Source organism: Pannonibacter anstelovis (assembly GCF_036881715.1).
Classification (GTDB): Bacteria; Pseudomonadota; Alphaproteobacteria; order Rhizobiales; family Stappiaceae; genus Pannonibacter; species Pannonibacter anstelovis.
The window spans coordinates 495961-512640 of sequence record NZ_JBAKBF010000002.1 but is presented as its reverse complement, the minus strand read 5'-3'; the positions used below and the strand labels follow the sequence as shown (position 1 = coordinate 512640).

Genomic DNA, 16680 nt, shown 5'->3' with positions numbered 1-16680 from the left:
ATGCCGCCAGATCTGCGGTCTTTCGGGCCGTCCGGCCGGTATGATCTGCTCACGTTTGGCAGGGGCCCGTGAATGGACACATCAGGCACAAACGCGGCAAAGTACAAAAGGGAATGCTTTTTACTCTGGAGCATGAGATGGCTGCGCCCGTTTCTGGAGGTGAAGCCCCCCCACAGCAGCGCAGCGTGCAGGTGAGGCCATCCGCCAGGGGCTGAAGATAGGAGGAGCACAGCCCCGCATCAGCCGTGCTGTTGAAGGCCTACCGGAAGAGTTCAGGGAATGGCTCATCGATTTCGGCGATAGCAGCTATACCGCCCGCGACCACTTCGACGGTGAAACCGTCATCATTCTCCCAATCCGGCACCAGAGAGAGGCCGGATACTCCTGATCCTTCATGCCGCCGCGCTCCCCTCATACCCCAGCCTCGCGTTCAGCTTGGCGATGAGGTCCACGGCGGCGTCGGCGATGACGGTGCCGGGGGGGAAGATGGCGGTGGCGCCGGAGGCGTAGAGGGCGTCGTAGTCCTGCGGGGGAACGACGCCGCCGACGACGATCATGATGTCCTCGCGCCCTTCAGCGGCGAGAGCGGCCTTGAGGGCAGGCACCAGGGTGAGGTGGCCGGCGGCGAGCGACGACACTCCCACCACATGCACGTCATTTTCCACCGCCTGCCGGGCGGCTTCCTCAGGGGTGGCGAAGAGCGGGCCAATGTCCACGTCGAAGCCGAGGTCGGCAAAGGCGGAGGCAATCACCTTCTGGCCGCGGTCATGGCCATCCTGCCCCATCTTGGCGACGAGAATGCGCGGGCGGCGCCCGTCGTTTTCCTCGAAGGCCTCCACGAGCTTCTGCACCTTGCCCACCTTGTCCGACATGGCCCCTGCCTCGCGCTTGTAGACGCCGGAAATGGAGCGGATCTCCGCCTTGTGGCGGCCGAAGACTTCCTCCATCGCCAGGCTGATTTCACCCACCGTCGCCTTTGCCCTTGCCGCCTTGACGGACAGGTCCAGCAGGTTGCCTTCACCTGAGGCGGCGCAGGCGGTGAGCGCGGCGAGTGCTGCCTGCGTTTCGGCCTCGTTGCGCTCGGCCTTGAGGCGCTGCAGCTTTTCGATCTGCATGGCGCGCACCTGCGCATTGTCCACCTTCAGAACCTCGATGGGCTCTTCAAAGTCCGGCTTGTACTTGTTGACGCCCACCACGGTCTGCGCGCCGCTGTCGATGCGCGCCTGCGTCTTGGCGGCGGCCTCCTCGATGCGCAGCTTCGGGATGCCCTTCTCGATGGCCTTGGCCATGCCGCCCAGCGCCTCTACTTCGGTGATATGCGCCATGGCCTTGGCAGCGAGATCCGCCGTCAGCTTCTCCACATAGAAGGACCCGCCCCACAGGTCGATGGGGCTGGTGGTGCCGCTTTCCTGCTGCAGGAACAGCTGGGTGTTGCGGGCAATGCGGGCGGAAAAGTCCGTCGGCAGGGCCAGCGCCTCGTCCAGCGCGTTGGTGTGCAGCGACTGGGTGTGGCCCTGCGTCGCCGCCATGGCCTCCACACAGGTGCGGATGACGTTGTTGTAGACATCCTGCGCCGTCAGCGACCAGCCGGAGGTTTGCGAATGGGTTCGCAGCGACAGGGACTTGTCACTCTTCGGGGCAAAATTCTGCTGCATCAGCTGCGCCCAGATCAGGCGTGCGGCGCGCAGCTTGGCCACTTCCATGAAGAAGTTCATGCCGATGGCCCAGAAGAACGACAGGCGCGGCGCGAACTGGTCGATGTCCATGCCCGCCGCCACACCGGCGCGGGCATATTCGATGCCGTCAGCGATGGTATAGGCCAGCTCCAGATCCGCCGTCGCCCCGGCTTCCTGCATGTGGTAGCCGGAGATGGAGATGGAGTTGAACTTCGGCATGTTCTGCGAGGTATAGGCAAAAATGTCCGAAATGATCCGCATCGAGGGCGCAGGCGGGTAGATGTAGGTATTGCGGACCATGAACTCCTTGAGGATGTCGTTCTGGATGGTCCCAGACAGCAGGTTCTGCGCCACGCCCTGCTCTTCGGCGGCAACGATATAGAGCGCCAGCACCGGCAGCACGGCACCGTTCATGGTCATGGACACGCTCATCTGGTCCAGCGGAATGCCGGAGAACAGGGTGCGCATGTCGAAGATGCTGTCGATGGCCACGCCCGCCATGCCCACGTCACCGGCCACACGCGGGTGGTCGCTGTCATAGCCCCGATGGGTGGCAAGGTCGAAGGCGACCGAAAGCCCCTTCTGTCCGGCCGCCAGATTGCGCCGGTAGAAGGCGTTGGAATCCTCCGCCGTGGAGAAGCCCGCATACTGGCGCACGGTCCAGGGCTGCTGCACATACATGGTCGGGTAAGGCCCCCGCACGAAAGGCGGCAGCCCGGGGTAGCTGTCGAGATGGGCCAGCCCTTCAAGATCAGCGGAGGTGGGAACCGGCGGCACGGCGATGCCTTCCGGCGTCATCCAGCTGTCCAGCCCCTCTGGTGCTTCAGCCTTGCCAAGCACATCGCGGAACGGGCGGTCGGCAAAATTCGGAATCCGGCTCACAGCAGCCCCTCCCCTGGTGTTCCCGCCGCAACCGGCAATCCAAGGCGCCTGTGCGCATCGGCAAGGATGTCCAGCATGGCACAGCCCTCAAAGACGAATACACCGGCACCAGCGTCTTTCAACGGAACTTCCAGTTCGCCGGGCTTTCCGGCCAGGTAGATGTGCCTGGCTCCGGCAGCAGAAAGCGCAGCGGCAGCCTCAACGCCTTGCGCTGCATAGACCTTGTCGGAGGAGACAAGGCATACGAGCGGCGCACCGCTGGCACGCCAGGCGGCAACCATCGCGGCGATGCCGTCCGTTTCCTCGCCGCCGGTCACGGACAGACCGCCTGCCCCGAAGAAGTTCTTGGCCCATGTGGCCCGTGCAGTAAAATCCGCCAGCTGCCCCAGGGCGGCAAGGAACACGGTGCGTCCGGACGGATTGGTCAGGGCAGCCGCTTCCCGCAGCCGCTCGAACGGCTCGGACAGGCGCTCTGGCGGCGGCATCTTGATCTTCAGATCGATCTCATCAATCCGCGGGCGGGAGGCCATGATGTCCGTCAGCGTCGCGCCCCGTTCCAGCGCATCAAAAATCGCCTGCATGACGGATCCCTCACCCGGACGCGGCAGGACAATGGCCGCAGAGGCAGCGTCCACCAGCAGATGCTCGCCGGACAGAACCCTCACCGGGCCCTCCTGCAGGTTAGGGAAGGCGCTGACGCCTGTGATCGGCTGGCGGCGGCGGGCAATCTTCTGTCCGCGCTCCGTCCTTGCCGCTTCCAGACGCTTCTGCACGGTTCCGGCCACCATCGCCTCGACGATGCCGCCCGCAGCTTCCGTTTCCTGAAACAGGGCCCAGGCAGCAGCAATCAGAGCCTCCGTCCGCGCCTCGATGGCCCCCGAGCCGGCGCCCGGATCAGCAACCCGGTGCAGGTTGCTTTCCTCGATCAGGATGGCCTGCGTGTTACGGGCAACGCGCCGGGCAAAACTGTCCGGCAGGCCGCAAGCGGTGGTGAAAGGCAGCACGCTGATGCTGTCCGCCCCGCCCACTCCGGCGGCAAAGCAGGCCACCGTGCTGCGCAGCATGTTCACGTAAGGGTCCGCTTTCGTCAGCATCCGCCGGGATGTTTCCATATGGATGTGCAAGGACACCTGCGGCAGGCCGCTTTGCTCCAGGACGGATGCCCAGAGCCTGCGCATGGCGCGCGCCTTGGCAATTGTGCCGGTCTGGTCTGCGGTTGCAGCCAGCGTCACGCTGATGAGCGAGGCCGGATTGTCACCGCCCGCCCCTTCTGCCTTGAAGTCACGCAGATATTGCAGGGCGGTTGCCAGCGTCCAGGCCAGCTCCTGCGCATCCGTCGCACCGCAATTGTGCCAACTGCGGCCCTCGGCGCACATCAAGGGGCCGTGCAGGCCCTTGTCACAGGCAAAGGAATAGAGATCGGCAATCCGCTTGCGCAGAACCGGCACGGCATTCTTCAAGGTGCCGGTCTGCACCAGCTTGCTCACATAGTCACTGCAGGAGATGATATTAAGCTGCGAAGGCTCCACCCCCTGGCGGCGGGCGTGACCAATCAGCAGCGCCAGCGCCGAGCTGCTTTCGTAACCTCCATCGATGCGCAGGGTAAGGAGATCGGTGTAGACACCCTCGAACAACCGGTCGAATCCGGCCGCATCCTGCGCCCCGCAACCAAACCCGTGGGCATTGGCAGAAGAGGTCAGAACCAGGTCGATGCCATCAGCACCGCCAGCCAGGTCCTCCAGCATGAGCCGGTTGGCCGTTTCGATATCCGGATGGTCAACGCGCTGCAGGATCTTCCAGGGCTGGCCTGCCAGCCGTCCGGCGCGCGGGGTAGCATCGGCCTTTCGCGCATAAAGGGGCTCAATGGCAAAACCGTCCTCACTGCGCGCAACCAGACGCTCGCGCGGAGCGCCCTTCAGCGCCTTGTCAACAGCCGCCAGCCAGGCGGTTTCATCTGGTGTCCAGTCCGGGTGCAGTTCTGCCACGACGCTCAACTCCTCGGGAATGTCACCTTTATTCCATTTGGGGGAGAGCGAGACAAGCTCGCCCAAAGGCTGAAGCCTTTTTGCCGGTACAAGCCCCGCCGCCAGGATCAATGCCACCAAGGCGCGCCTTGCCCCGCCTTTGGCAAATTGCTCCATTTGAAGAGCGCAGATTGGCGGATTTGGCAAAAACTATGCGCATATTACGGTTGGTATTTTTAGGGTTTCTAGGCTAAAAGCAAAGATAAGCTTCTGGGCAAGCAAATGTCTTGTTTCCTGGCAGCCTGCAGACCGGAAACGCTTCCCATCAAAAAACAGCGAGCGGCCTGCAGACCCGAACGAGGTCAAACTTCCGGATTCCGGAAGTATAACAACAAGCGGTTCACGCCGCCTATATATGGATGTGCACAATGATGGATGAAGCTGAACTCAGCACGCAGCTGCGTACCATTTCAGAGTCCAACTCTGCCCAGATTGTCCTTGACGTTCTGGAGACAAATCTGCGCCGCCTTGGGGCAACCCATATCCTCGTCACCGGCCTGCCGATGCCCAAGCGCTCCATCGAGAGCCTTGTTCAGCGCTACCGCTGGCCGGATACACGCTCCGGAGCCGTTGACAACCCGCCGCTCTCGGCCAATGACGCAGTCCTGTCCCTCGGTCTTGCGTCCGACCGGGCATCGGTCTGGACAGTATCAGCCGGCGACACACAGCATTCGCGCCTGATGGCTGCGGTTGGAGAAGGCTACCAGATCATCGCCGTACCGGTGACCGAGCTGCAGCCCTTTCAGGCCTTCGTCTATTGCGCCGGCCCCAGCCTGAAGGCTGACAAGTGCTCCCTGGCGGCCATCGAGATGATCGCGGAAGCCGTTTTCGTCAAGCTGCAGGACATGGGTGTCATCACCGCCCAGCGCCCCGGCGCATTGTCCACCCGCGAGCGCAAGGTGCTTGAACTCACCGCCTTCGGCAAGACCGCAGGGGAAATCGCCGAGCTGCTGGATATTTCCCAGCGTACCGTGCACGCTCACCTGCAGAATGCCAGCGTCAAACTGAACGCCTCCAACAAGACCCATACCGTGGTTGAGGCCCTGCGCTACGGCCAGATCCGCGTCTGAGTTCCGCCGGTTCCAAAGTTTTAAAGGCCCGCTGGCTGCGTCCGGCGGGCCTTTTGTCTTTCCGGCGCCTGCAAGATTCTGCCGTCAATATGTCAGGACAGCAGGCAGCTGCTTGGCCTCTTCGACCCAGCGAGCCACCATCGTCTCGGACGGCACCTGGCGCACAAGCTGTTTCACCGCATTCACCTCGGCCATCTTCGCGGCCAGATTTGCGGGCACCCGGTGCTTCAGTTCTTTCACTGTATCGACACCAGCCGCTTCCAGCAGTTCGGAATACTCCTCTGCGACGCCCTTGATCCGCATCAGGTCGGCCATGTTGGCCCATTTCAGGATCCGCTTGTGGTCGATACCGGTTTCGGCGCCCAGCGTCTCACGTCCCTTGGGATCCTTGGCCCGGTCAAGCAGATCGGCGGTCGTCCGGATGTTCACGGCATGAAGCTTTTCGGCATAGACAGGACCGATGCCTTCAATATCGATGACTGGATAGGACATGCGTATTACTCCCTTTAGCTCCCACTGGTGCGGCGCGGCGGCGCCAGCCCCAGTCTATTGAAGCCGTTGCGTTAGAAAATGCAATCACCCGTGCCGGAACATTTTCCTGAGACAGATTTGGCTCTGGACCAGGCCACTTGCGGTGATAGAACTCACTGACGGACAGACGCCAGGGAACGGGAAACGTGACGGACAGCATTTTCATTGGCAGCAGCGGCAAGGACGAAGTGCTCAACCTGAAGCTTGCCAACCGGCACGGCCTCATCACCGGTGCTACAGGCACCGGCAAAACGGTGACATTGCAGATCCTCGCCGAAGGCTTCTCAAAGGCCGGTGTTCCGGTCTTCTGCGCCGACGTGAAGGGCGATCTGTCAGGGATTGCCATGCCGGGCGATCCCAAGGACTTCCTGCTGAAGCGGGCGCAGGACATCGGCTTCGCAGACAGCTATGAGTTTGAAGGCTTCCCCACGGTGTTCTGGGATGTCTTCGGCGAACAGGGCCATCCGCTCAGGGCAACCGTTTCCGAGATCGGGCCTCTGCTCCTGGCCCGGATGCTGGACCTCAACGAAACGCAGGAAGGCGTGCTGAACATCGCCTTTGAACTGGCCGATGACGAGGGCCTGCTGCTGCTGGATCTGAAGGACCTGCGCGCCATGATCGCCCATGTAGGCGAGCGGGCGCCAGAGCTGTCGCGCATTTACGGCAATGTTTCTTCCGCCTCTGTCGGTGCCATTCAGCGCGCCCTGCTGGTGCTGGAGCGCGAGGGCGCCGGCACATTCTTTGGTGAGCCGGCTCTCGACATCCGTGACTTTGCCCGCCAGAGCCGCGACGGGCTTGGCACCATCAACATTCTGGCTGCCGACCGGCTGATGCACTCGCCCCGTCTCTATGCCACCTTCCTGCTGTGGATGCTGTCGGAACTGTTCGAGGAGCTGCCCGAGGTGGGCGATCCGGAAAAGCCGAAGCTGGTGTTCTTCTTCGACGAGGCGCATCTGCTGTTTACAGGCGCTCCGAAGGCCTTGCTGCAAAAGGTGGAACAGGTCGTCCGCCTCATCCGCTCCAAGGGCGTGGGCGTGTATTTCGTCACCCAGAACCCGATGGACGTTCCCGAGACGGTGCTGGCCCAGCTTGGCAACCGCGTGCAGCACGCCTTGCGGGCCTTCACCCCGCGCGAGCAGAAGGCCGTGCGGGCAGCGGCTGAAACCTTCCGCCCCAACCCGAACCTTGATACCAGCAGCGTCATCATGGAACTGGGCGTTGGCGAGGCTTTAGTCTCAACGCTTGAAGGCAAGGGTGTGCCCTCTGTCGTGCAGCGCACGCTCATCCGGCCGCCCTCCTCCCGCCTTGGCCCCATCAGCGCGGCGGAGCGGCGCGACTGCATCCAGTCCAGCCCCCTCTTCGGCTTGTACGAGCGCGCCCGCGACCGGGAATCCGCCTATGAAATGCTCACCGAACGGGCCCGCGACCAGGCCCGCGTCGAGGAACGCCAGCGCGAGGAGGATCTGCGCACTGGTGCCTATGACGGGGAAGAGCCTGTCCGCCGCACGCGCACCGGCTTTCAGCTGCCAGATTTCGGCCGCGATGACAGGCCGCGGCAGGACAGCCAGACCCAGCGGCGCCAGCGGGCCTCATCGCGTGACAGCGTGCTGGAGGCAGGCATGAAATCTGCCGCCCGCAGCCTTGGCTCCTCACTGGGCCGGGCCCTCGTGCGCGGTGTTCTGGGATCGCTGAAGCGGGGCTTCTGAGCCAGACTTCAGCGCCGCAGCGCACAATTCACTTCGCAGGCGCAAGAAAATATGCCAATGACGCAGGCCATGCGCAACGCATCGGCCTGCGGCGGCCCCGCCTGGACCATCTGGCAGCCTCCGCTTTCAGGCTTCTGGGAGGAACTGCATGAGCTCTTCGGCTTTCGTCAGCGGCCTGACGCCGCCCGAGATCAAGGCCCGCAAGGGCGGCACTCCACTGGTGTGCCTCACCGCCTACACCACCCCCGTCGCCCGCATTGCCGACACCGCCTGTGACGTGGTTCTGGTGGGCGACAGCGTCGGTATGGTGCTGCATGGCCTGCCCTCAACCCTCGGCGTCACCATGGAGATGATGATCCTGCATGGACAGGCCGTGCGGCGCGGCGTCGAAAAGGCACTGCTCGTCATCGACATGCCCTTCGGCTCCTATGAGGAAAGCCCGGAACAGGCCTTCCGCAATGCCGCCCGGCTGATGCGCGAAACGGGCGCAGGCGCGGTCAAGCTTGAGGGCGGCGAGACAATGGCGGAAACCATCGCGTTTCTCACCCGGCGCGGCATTCCCGTCATGGCCCACATTGGCCTGACGCCGCAGGCAGTGAATGCTTTTGGCGGCTACAAGGTGCAAGGACGGGGCGAAGATGCCGCACGTATCCTGGCCGATGCCCACGCGGTGATGCAGGCCGGCGCCTTTTCGGTGGTTCTCGAGAAAGTGCCGGACAGCCTCGCGCGCCAGATCACGCAGGAGCTTGCCATTCCCACCATCGGCATCGGCGCCTCGGTGGATTGCGACGGCCAGATTCTCGTCGTCGACGACATGCTCGGCATGTTCACCGCCTTCCGCCCGCGCTTCGTCAAGCGCTACGCCGAACTGGGCCACACGGCGGAAGCTGCCGTTGCTGCCTATGCCGAAGAGGTGCGCGCCCGCAGGTTTCCCGGCCCCGAACATGTCTTCGCTGACGCGCCGCGCTCCAAGGGAGAAAAAGCATGAGCCTTGAGACGATCAACCGCCTTGCCGCCCTGCGTGCCCGCACTGCCGGCTGGCGGCGCGAGGGGCTGACCATTGCCGTGGTGCCCACCATGGGCGCGCTGCACGACGGCCACCTCAGCCTTGTGCGCACCGCCCTCACCCGCACCGACCGGGTCATCGTCACCCTCTTCGTCAACCCGAAGCAGTTCAACAACGCGGCGGATCTCGCCGCCTATCCGCGCACGGTCGAAAGCGATTCGGCCAAGCTCACGCCGCTCGGCACCCATGTGCTCTATGCGCCGGAAGTGGAAGAGATCTATCCCGACGGCTTTGCCACCAATGTCTCCGTCAGCGGCATCAGCGAAGGTCTGTGCGGCGCACACCGGCCGGGACACTTCGATGGTGTCGCAACGGTCGTCAGCAAGCTTCTGCTGCAGACCGGCGCTGACCTTGCGTTCTTCGGCGAGAAGGATTTCCAGCAGCTGCAAGTGGTCAAGCGCATGGTGCGCGATCTCGACATCCCGGTGGAGATCGTCCCCTGCCCCACGGTGCGCGAGGCGGATGGCCTGGCCATGTCCTCCCGCAATGTGCGCCTGTCAGCGCAGGCTCGCAGCACGGCAGCAGCCCTGCCCGCAGTCCTCTTCGCCGCCGCAGAGCGCCTGTCTGGCGGCGACGCGGCAGAGCCCGTTCTCGCGGATGCCCGCGCAGCCATTGCCGCTGCTGGCTTCGGCGACCTTGAATATCTGGAACTGCGCGCCGAAAGCGACCTGACGCCCCTGTCCCGCGCCGACCGCCCCGCCCGCCTCCTCGCTGCCGCCTGGCTCGACGGCGTGCGGCTGATCGACAATGTGGAGGTGATGCCGAGGGGGTGAGCTGCCCTGTCGTCACCCCTCAACGGCGATATAGCCCGTCAGTCCGGTCTTCTGGTGCTCGATGACATGGCAATGGAAGGCCCAGTTGCCGGGGTTGTCGGCCACAAGGCCGACCTCGATGGTTTCCTGCGCCATCAGCAGCGCCGTATCGGTCACCAGCGGCGGCAGCTCTCGCTTGTTGGAGCGCAGCAGCTGGAAGGAGAGGCCGTGCAGGTGGATGGGGTGGTCGTTCTGCGTTTCGTTGCGCAGGCGCAGCACATAGGACCTGCCCTTGCGCAGCACCGCCAGCGGATCGACCGGCCCCGGCGTATCCCCCTGCCAGGCAACGCGGTTGATCGACCAGAAGTTCAGCCCCAGCGTGCCGCAGATGCTGGGCTGCGGCGCGGTGCCATCCGGCGTCCAGCCGAAGACGAAGTCAATTGTCTCCGCAGAAGCCAGATCCGGCAATGGAACGGGATTGGCAGGCAGTGGCTTCAGCTCCGCAAGGCTGCGCTTCAGGCTCTGCCCTTGCCCCTTCAGCCGGGCCATCACACGCGGCCCCTTCTGGTTAGCCAGCGTCACCAGCACCTCCTGCCCTTCCCCATCCGGCATGCGCAGCGCCACATCAGCGCGCTGGCCGGGGGCAAGGAGAATGCTGTCTGCGGAAAGCGGTGAAGCCAGCGGGTTGGAATCGAGCGCAATCACCCTCGCCGCGCCGCCTGAAACAGCAAAGGTTCCAACGCGCGTTACATCCGTCATGATCAGGCGCAGTCGCACAAGCCCGCCCGCCGGGGCCTCATAGACGGGCTCTTCCTGCCAGTTTGCCGTGGAGACCGTGCCCAGCGTACCGCCTCTGGCCGCATTGCGCAGCTTGTAGAACTCGATGAACTGCCCGTCGCTGCCGAGCCGGAAATCGCGCAGGTTCAGCGGCAGATCGAGATCAAAGCCGGGGTCTTCCGCCTCTTCCACGATCAGCACCCCCGTGAGGCCGCGCCCCATCTGCTCCAGCGTGTTGCAATGCGGATGATACCAGAAGGTGCCCGCATCCGGCGCGGTCAGCTCGTAGCGGAAGCTCTGTCCCGGCTCGATCGGGTCCTGCGTCAGATAAGGCACGCCGTCCATGGCATTGGCGATGCGCAGGCCATGCCAGTGCACCACGGAAGCCTCTTCCAGCTGGTTCTGCACATCGACAATGAAGGGCTGGCCCTGCTTCAGCCGCAGCACCGGCGGCAGGCCCGTCTCGCCGAAACCCATCATGCCGCGGGTAACGATGCCGGGGCGCAATTCATGCTCGCAAGGGCGGATCGGCAGAACGAAATCCGCAGCCTTTGCCCGGCTTGCGGCAAGACCGCCCGCCCCGAAGGCCGCAAGGCTTGCGGCTGTCCCGGTCAGGAATTCGCGGCGGGAGATGGAGAACATGAGTTTTTCCTTCAGCTTGTGCCGGCGATCCTAACACCGGCACGGCCAGATGCAATTTGGCCGGAAGGAACGGATTGACGCAGGGCACAGCCAACTGTGTCCTTTGTCCGCAGCACACTTGCCCCGCTGGTCCGATGCCGCCATTGTGGCGCAACCGGAGCAAGGTCCCATGCCTTCGCCCCCCGCCTTTTGCCCCCCCTTTTGCCCCTTGATGGCAGACATACCCCAGGAGCCTCTTCATGAGCCAGATCGACAAGGTTCTCGCCCGCATCGACGCGGATCTCGACAACGCCCTTGCGCGCCTCTTCGACCTTATCAAGATCCCCAGCATCTCCACCGACCCGTCCTACAAGGCCGATTGCCGCAAGGCGGCCGAGTGGCTGGCGGCTGAGCTGACCGGCATCGGCATTCCCGCAAGCGTGCGCGACACGGCGGGCCATCCGATGGTTGTCGGCCACCGCAAGTCCGGCAAGCCCGGCCCGCATGTGCTGTTCTACGGTCACTATGACGTGCAGCCGGTCGATCCGCTGAACCTTTGGGAAACAGATCCGTTCGAGCCGCGCATTGTCGCCCGCGCCGATGGCTCGAAGATGATCGTTGCGCGCGGCGCCGCCGACGACAAGGGTCAGCTGATGACCTTCGTCGAAGCCGCCCGCGCCTATATCGCCGAAACCGGCGATCTTCCGGTGGATGTCTCCATCCTGTTCGAGGGTGAGGAAGAATCCGGTTCGCCTTCGCTGCATCCCTTCCTTGAAGCAAACCATGACGAACTCTCCTGCGACCTCGCCCTTGTCTGCGACACGGGCATGTGGGACCGGGACACCCCTGCCATTGCCCTGATGCTGCGCGGCATGGTGGGAGACGAAGTCATCGTCAAGGCCGCCGCCCGTGACCTGCACTCGGGCAGCTACGGCGGCTCGGCACAGAACCCGAACCACATCGTCGCCAGCATCATTGCGGGCCTGCATGACGAGAACGGCCGCATCACCCTGCCCGGCTTCTATGACGGCGTGCATGATCTGCCGGAGAGCCTCGCGGCCATGTGGTCGAAGCTCGATTTCTCGGCGGAGGAATTCCTCGGCGAAATCGGCCTCAAGTATCCGCGCGGCGAAAAGGGCCGTCTGCCGCTGGAGCACATCTGGACCCGCCCGACCGCCGAAGTGAACGGCATGTGGGGCGGCTATCAGGGCCCCGGCTCCAAGACGGTGATCCCGGCGGAAGCCCACGCCAAGTTCACCTTCCGCCTTGTCGGCGATCAGGATCCGGACAAGGTGCGCGAAGCCTTCCGTGCTTATGTGCGTTCCAAAGTCCCGGCGGACTGCACCGTGGACTTCATCGCCAAGGACGGCAGCCCGGCGATTTCCCTCAACCCGGACATGCCGGCCATTGCCAAGGGGCAGGCCGCGCTGAAGGCCGAATGGGGCAAGGAAGCAGCTCTCATCGGCATGGGCGGCTCCATTCCCATCGTCGGTGACTTCAAGCGCATGCTCGGCATGGACAGCATGCTCATCGGCTTTGGTCTTGATGACGACCAGATCCATTCGCCGAATGAGAAATACGAGCTGAAGAGCTTCCACAAGGGCATCCGCTCCTGGGCCCGCGTGCTGGAAGAACTGGCCAAGGCCTGATCAGACGCCTTCTGCCTGACCGTTCCGGACAATGCTCCGGAGCGGTCAGGCCCCGGCGCCCGAGGCGCCATTCTGGCGGCTGCGCTTGCGCACGTGGAAGATGGCCCGCGTGGCAATGAGGCTGAGCGCGCCGGAGCAGATGAACAAGAGCCCGGCCCCGATCTCCCGGTAGACGAGAACGCCCGCCACGCCTCCGGCGAGGAACGACAGGATCGTCGCGCCATGCAGGCGCAGCTTGGCCATGTTGTGGGCCGCGTCCGTCTGCGTATCGCGCCCGCGCGCAATATCAACGGCAACGCCGATCTCGATGCCGATATCCGTCGCCATGCCTGACACATGCGTCGTGCGCACCCGCGCATCGGAAATGCGGGTCACCGTGGCATTCTGCAGCCCCATGAGGAAGGCAAGGCCCAGCACCAGCACCGTGCTGCGCCATTCCGCCAGCAACCACAGGTCAGCTGCCGCCAGCGCAGCCAGCAGAACGGCCTCACTGAAGATGCTGTAGGCATAGATGCCGATATTGCCTCTGCGGCGCCCGGCGCTGATCATCAGCGCGGACACGGCGGCACCGGCGATAAACACCACGACGATCGTCAGGAAAAACAGGGCCGGCAGCCAGTTGCCCTCAGCCGCCTTGTCGGAAAACAGCGAGACATTGCCCGTCATGTTGGCCGAGAAGAAGCCGACAGCGTAAAAAGCTGCCGCATTCAGCGCGCCAGAAATCGCGGCAAGCGAGCAGGCCAGCGCCAGATCGATCCGCTCGTTGCGGGCAAGCCCTTCCGCAATCAGCATGGTGACAGCCCCGCTTCCATCCGCAACACCCCGTTTGCGGCAAGGCTACAGCGGGCGCAGCAGAACGCAAGGCACTATGCCCGTCAGATGGCAAAACACCGGGTGGGTCCGCAAAAGAAAACGGCAACCCCGCTGCCGCAGCTGCAGGGTTGCCTTCTTCAAACAATTGACCAGCCCAAGGCGGACAGTCAGTGCAGTCTCCCCAGTCTCCAGAACAGGCAAAAGCCTGTATCGGACTGGAAACAAGCACATTCTCGTCTGTCTCCCCGGCTGCAGGCCTTGCAACCGGAGCCCGGCACCGGGAGCCTTCTGGCTCTTCTCGTACCGGTGGTACAGTGTCGATGGGGCGCGTTATGCGTTCTGTACTAACGCCAAGGTATGCTTGTCCAATTGCGCTTTCAAGCTGAATGAGCGGGACGAAGTGAACTTGTCTAGATGAGCACCACCAAAGTCTTACGATGTTCACGGAAACTACTGAAAGACGCCCCAAAACGGCACAACCGTTATACATCCTCACTGTCTGAGCGGCCAAATATCGAGAATCAAGCAGGTTTTCACTGCACACACAGCTCCCGCCGAAATGAAAAAGGCGCTGGCGTAGGGGCCAGCGCCTCTTCTTTTTCAATAGCAGAATGCTCAGGCGCGCTGGCGGGCCTTGGCCTCGCGGCGGCGGGCGTGAAGCACCGGCTCGGTATAGCCATTGGGCTGCTCAACGCCCTTGAACACCAGATCGCAGGCCGCCTGGAACGCGATGGAGCCGTCGAAATCTGCGGCCATCGGCTGATAGGCCGGATCACCGGCATTCTGCCGGTCCACCACGGCAGCCATGCGTTTCATGGTCTCCATCACCTGTTCGCGGGAGCAGACCCCATGGCGCAACCAGTTGGCGATATGCTGCGAGGAAATGCGCAGCGTCGCCCGGTCCTCCATCAGCCCGACATTGTGAATGTCCGGCACTTTGGAGCAGCCGATGCCCTGATCCACCCAGCGCACCACATAGCCGAGGATGCCCTGGGCATTGTTGTCTAGCTCGGCCTGGATGTCTTCCGCGCTCCAGTTCGGCCATGTGGCCACCGGAATGGAGAGGATGTCCTCCAGCTTCGCCTTCGGGCGGCTCTTCAGCTCCTGCTGGCGGGCGGCGACGCTGACCTTGTGGTAATGCAGCGCATGCAGCGCCGCTGCCGTGGGCGACGGCACCCAGGCGGTGTTGGCACCAGCCATCGGGTGGCCGATCTTCTGCTCGATCATCGCCTTCATCAGGTCCGGCATGGCCCACATGCCCTTGCCGATCTGCGCATGGCCCGGCAACCCGCAGGCAAGGCCCACATCCACATTGTTTGCCTCATAGGCCGAGATCCATGCGGCGGCCTTCATGTCGCCCTTGCGGATCATCGGCCCGGCTTCCATCGAGGTGTGCATCTCGTCGCCTGTACGGTCGAGGAAGCCGGTGTTGATGAAGAACACCCGGTCCTTAGCGGCGCGGATGCACTCCTTCAGGTTCACCGTGGTGCGGCGCTCCTCGTCCATGATGCCCATCTTCAGCGTGTTGCGGGCCATGCCCAGCACGTCCTCGATGCGCGCAAACAGCGTATCGGCAAAGGCCACCTCTTCCGGCCCGTGCATCTTCGGCTTGACGATATAGACCGAGCCCGCCCGGCTGTTGGCGCGCCGCCCCTTCGGCCCGATGTCATGCAGCGCAATGGCCGCCGTCACCATGCCGTCGAGAATGCCTTCCGGCACCTCGTTGCCGTCTGCATCCAGCACCGCATCGATGGTCATCAGGTGCCCGACATTGCGCACCAGCATCAGCGAGCGGCCATGCAGCGTGAAGGTGTCTCCTCGCGGCGACAGATAGGTCCGGTCGCCATTGAGGCGGCGGGTCATCTGGCGCCCGCCCTTCTCGAACGTGTCTTCCAGATCGCCCTTCATCAGGCCCAGCCAGTTGGCATAGACCGTCACCTTGTCTTCCGCATCAACTGCAGCAACGGAATCCTCGCAGTCCATGATGGTGGACAGCGCCGCCTCCACCACCACATCGGCAATGCCCGCCTTGTCGGTGGCGCCGATCCGGTGGGTGCGGTCCCGCAGGATTTCCAGATGCAGGCCATTGCGGCGCAGCAGCACCTTCTCCGGGTCCTGAGCACCGCCCGTGTAACCGGCGAACTGCTCCGGCGCGGCAAGCCCGGTCTTGCCGGACATGAGCGAACAGACCAGCGCCCCGCCTTCAACGGCAAGCCCGGTCACCTGTGACCAGGAGCCTTCGGCCAGAGGTGCGGCCTCATCCAGCACCTTGCGGGCATAGGCAATCACCTCAGCCCCGCGCGCGTCGTCATAGCCGCCACCTGCGGGCGGTGTGCCCATGGCATCGGTGCCATACAGCGCATCATAGAGCGAGCCCCAGCGGGCATTGGCGGCATTCAGCGCATAGCGCGCATTCATCACCGGCACCACAAGCTGCGGCCCGGCGACCTCGCCGATTTCCGGGTCGACATTCTGCGTACCGACCGCAAAATCCGCGCCTTCCGGCACCAGATAGCCAAGCTCCGTCAAAAAGGCCTTGTAGGCCTCCATGTCCGGCACACCCGGATTGGCCCGGTGCCAGGCATCAATGGCGGCCTGCAGCCTGTCACGCTTTTCCAGCAGCTGCCGGTTCACCGGTGCCAGATCCGCCACGATCTTCGCAAAGCCGCTCCAGAACACCTGCGGACTGACGCCGGTGCCCGGCAGAGCCTGATCATTTACGAAGTCATGAAGCGTGCGCGCAATCTTCAGGCCATCGATTTCAATCCGTTCCGTCATGTCCAGCTCCCGGCAACCGCCCTGTGCAAACACCTCTTGCGGCACATCCCGCCGCATCATGCCCGCACTCTCTCCGCGAGCAGGCTTTGCGTCAATCCAACGAAATCCCACATAACCTTTTCCTTCAGGGAATAAATCATACTGCTGGCTGCCTCAGGAGAGGGCTGGAAGCGCAGGATGCAGACGCAAGGCCGTGAGGATTTTTCAGGCGGGGCCGCTTGCCAGCGGTGGATCAGCTGTGCAACGTCTTCTGGTACACCACGCAACGTCCGACCTCCCAGCCAGAAGCGCCTGCAGGCGCCGGAGCCTCCCTTTGGGGCGCCCGTCATGGAGCC

General features: G+C 63.7%; 11 protein-coding genes. 5 read left to right on the top strand and 6 right to left on the bottom strand.

The genetic code is table 11. The annotated features are described in order from the left end of the window. Nucleotides 1–392: 392 nt before the first annotated feature. On the bottom strand, nt 393–2558 hold the full coding sequence (gene scpA, locus V6L75_RS05120) for a methylmalonyl-CoA mutase (protein WP_334250431.1): 2166 nt from the start codon (nt 2556–2558) through the stop codon (nt 393–395). Continuing rightward, on the bottom strand, nt 2555–4660 hold the full coding sequence (locus tag V6L75_RS05115; RefSeq protein ID WP_334250430.1) for a methylmalonyl-CoA mutase subunit beta: 2106 nt from the start codon (nt 4658–4660) through the stop codon (nt 2555–2557). The genes scpA and V6L75_RS05115 overlap by 4 nt, the downstream gene beginning before the upstream one ends. 290 nt (nt 4661–4950) lie before the next feature. On the opposite strand from V6L75_RS05115, the gene V6L75_RS05110 reads away from it, so the two are divergent. Next, nucleotides 4951–5652: a helix-turn-helix transcriptional regulator gene (locus V6L75_RS05110; RefSeq protein ID WP_334250429.1), complete on the top strand. Its 702-nt coding sequence runs from the start codon at nt 4951–4953 to the stop codon at nt 5650–5652. 84 nt (nt 5653–5736) lie between these two features. Here V6L75_RS05110 and V6L75_RS05105 read toward each other — a convergent pair whose 3' ends face one another. Then, complete coding sequence (locus V6L75_RS05105) at nt 5737–6144, bottom strand: DUF4332 domain-containing protein (protein ID WP_334250428.1); 408 nt, start codon at nt 6142–6144, stop codon at nt 5737–5739. Nucleotides 6145–6329: 185 nt separating this feature from the next. Between V6L75_RS05105 and V6L75_RS05100 the strand changes: the two genes are divergently transcribed. The 3 genes from V6L75_RS05100 to panC all read left to right on the top strand — a co-directional run bounded on the left by V6L75_RS05100 (nt 6330) and on the right by panC (nt 9728). Then, the gene (locus V6L75_RS05100) at nt 6330–7889 is read left to right on the top strand and encodes a helicase HerA-like domain-containing protein (RefSeq protein ID WP_334250427.1); all 1560 of its coding nucleotides are present in this window, start codon (nt 6330–6332) and stop codon (nt 7887–7889) included. Nucleotides 7890–8037: 148 nt separating this feature from the next. Continuing rightward, nucleotides 8038–8877, top strand: a complete 840-nt coding sequence (gene panB, locus V6L75_RS05095) for a 3-methyl-2-oxobutanoate hydroxymethyltransferase (RefSeq protein WP_334250426.1) — start codon at nt 8038–8040, stop codon at nt 8875–8877. Further along, complete coding sequence (panC, locus tag V6L75_RS05090) at nt 8874–9728, top strand: pantoate--beta-alanine ligase (protein WP_334250425.1); 855 nt, start codon at nt 8874–8876, stop codon at nt 9726–9728. Before panB ends, panC begins: the two co-directional genes overlap by 4 nt. 12 nt (nt 9729–9740) lie before the next feature. Here the strand turns inward: panC and V6L75_RS05085 are convergent, their stop codons facing one another. Beyond that, a complete protein-coding gene (locus V6L75_RS05085) occupies nt 9741–11126 on the bottom strand; it encodes a multicopper oxidase family protein (RefSeq protein WP_334250424.1) in 1386 nt (461 codons plus the stop codon). A gap of 239 nt (nt 11127–11365) precedes the next feature. Between V6L75_RS05085 and V6L75_RS05080 the strand changes: the two genes are divergently transcribed. Further along, nucleotides 11366–12754, top strand: a complete 1389-nt coding sequence (locus V6L75_RS05080) for a dipeptidase (RefSeq protein WP_334250423.1) — start codon at nt 11366–11368, stop codon at nt 12752–12754. 45 nt (nt 12755–12799) lie between these two features. On the opposite strand, the gene V6L75_RS05075 is transcribed toward V6L75_RS05080, so the two are convergent. Both V6L75_RS05075 and V6L75_RS05070 read right to left on the bottom strand, forming a co-directional pair. After that, nucleotides 12800–13546, bottom strand: a complete 747-nt coding sequence (locus V6L75_RS05075; RefSeq protein ID WP_123193821.1) for a YoaK family protein — start codon at nt 13544–13546, stop codon at nt 12800–12802. 636 nt (nt 13547–14182) lie between these two features. Continuing rightward, entirely contained in the window at nt 14183–16345 is a 2163-nt protein-coding gene (locus V6L75_RS05070; protein ID WP_334250422.1) for a malate synthase G, read from the bottom strand. Between the last annotated feature and the right edge of the window lie 335 nt (nt 16346–16680).

What these genes read in the sequence shown, in the direction of transcription:
- V6L75_RS05110 (WP_334250429.1), top strand. Translation starts at nt 4,951, where the DNA reads ATGATGGATGAAGCTGAACTCAGCACGCAGCTGCGTACCATTTCAGAG.
- V6L75_RS05105 (WP_334250428.1), bottom strand. Translation starts at nt 6,144, where the DNA reads ATGTCCTATCCAGTCATCGATATTGAAGGCATCGGTCCTGTCTATGCC.
- panB (WP_334250426.1), top strand. Translation starts at nt 8,038, where the DNA reads ATGAGCTCTTCGGCTTTCGTCAGCGGCCTGACGCCGCCCGAGATCAAG.
- panC (WP_334250425.1), top strand. Translation starts at nt 8,874, where the DNA reads ATGAGCCTTGAGACGATCAACCGCCTTGCCGCCCTGCGTGCCCGCACT.
- V6L75_RS05085 (WP_334250424.1), bottom strand. Translation starts at nt 11,126, where the DNA reads ATGTTCTCCATCTCCCGCCGCGAATTCCTGACCGGGACAGCCGCAAGC.
- V6L75_RS05080 (WP_334250423.1), top strand. Translation starts at nt 11,366, where the DNA reads ATGAGCCAGATCGACAAGGTTCTCGCCCGCATCGACGCGGATCTCGAC.
- V6L75_RS05075 (WP_123193821.1), bottom strand. Translation starts at nt 13,546, where the DNA reads ATGCTGATTGCGGAAGGGCTTGCCCGCAACGAGCGGATCGATCTGGCG.
- V6L75_RS05070 (WP_334250422.1), bottom strand. Translation starts at nt 16,345, where the DNA reads ATGACGGAACGGATTGAAATCGATGGCCTGAAGATTGCGCGCACGCTT.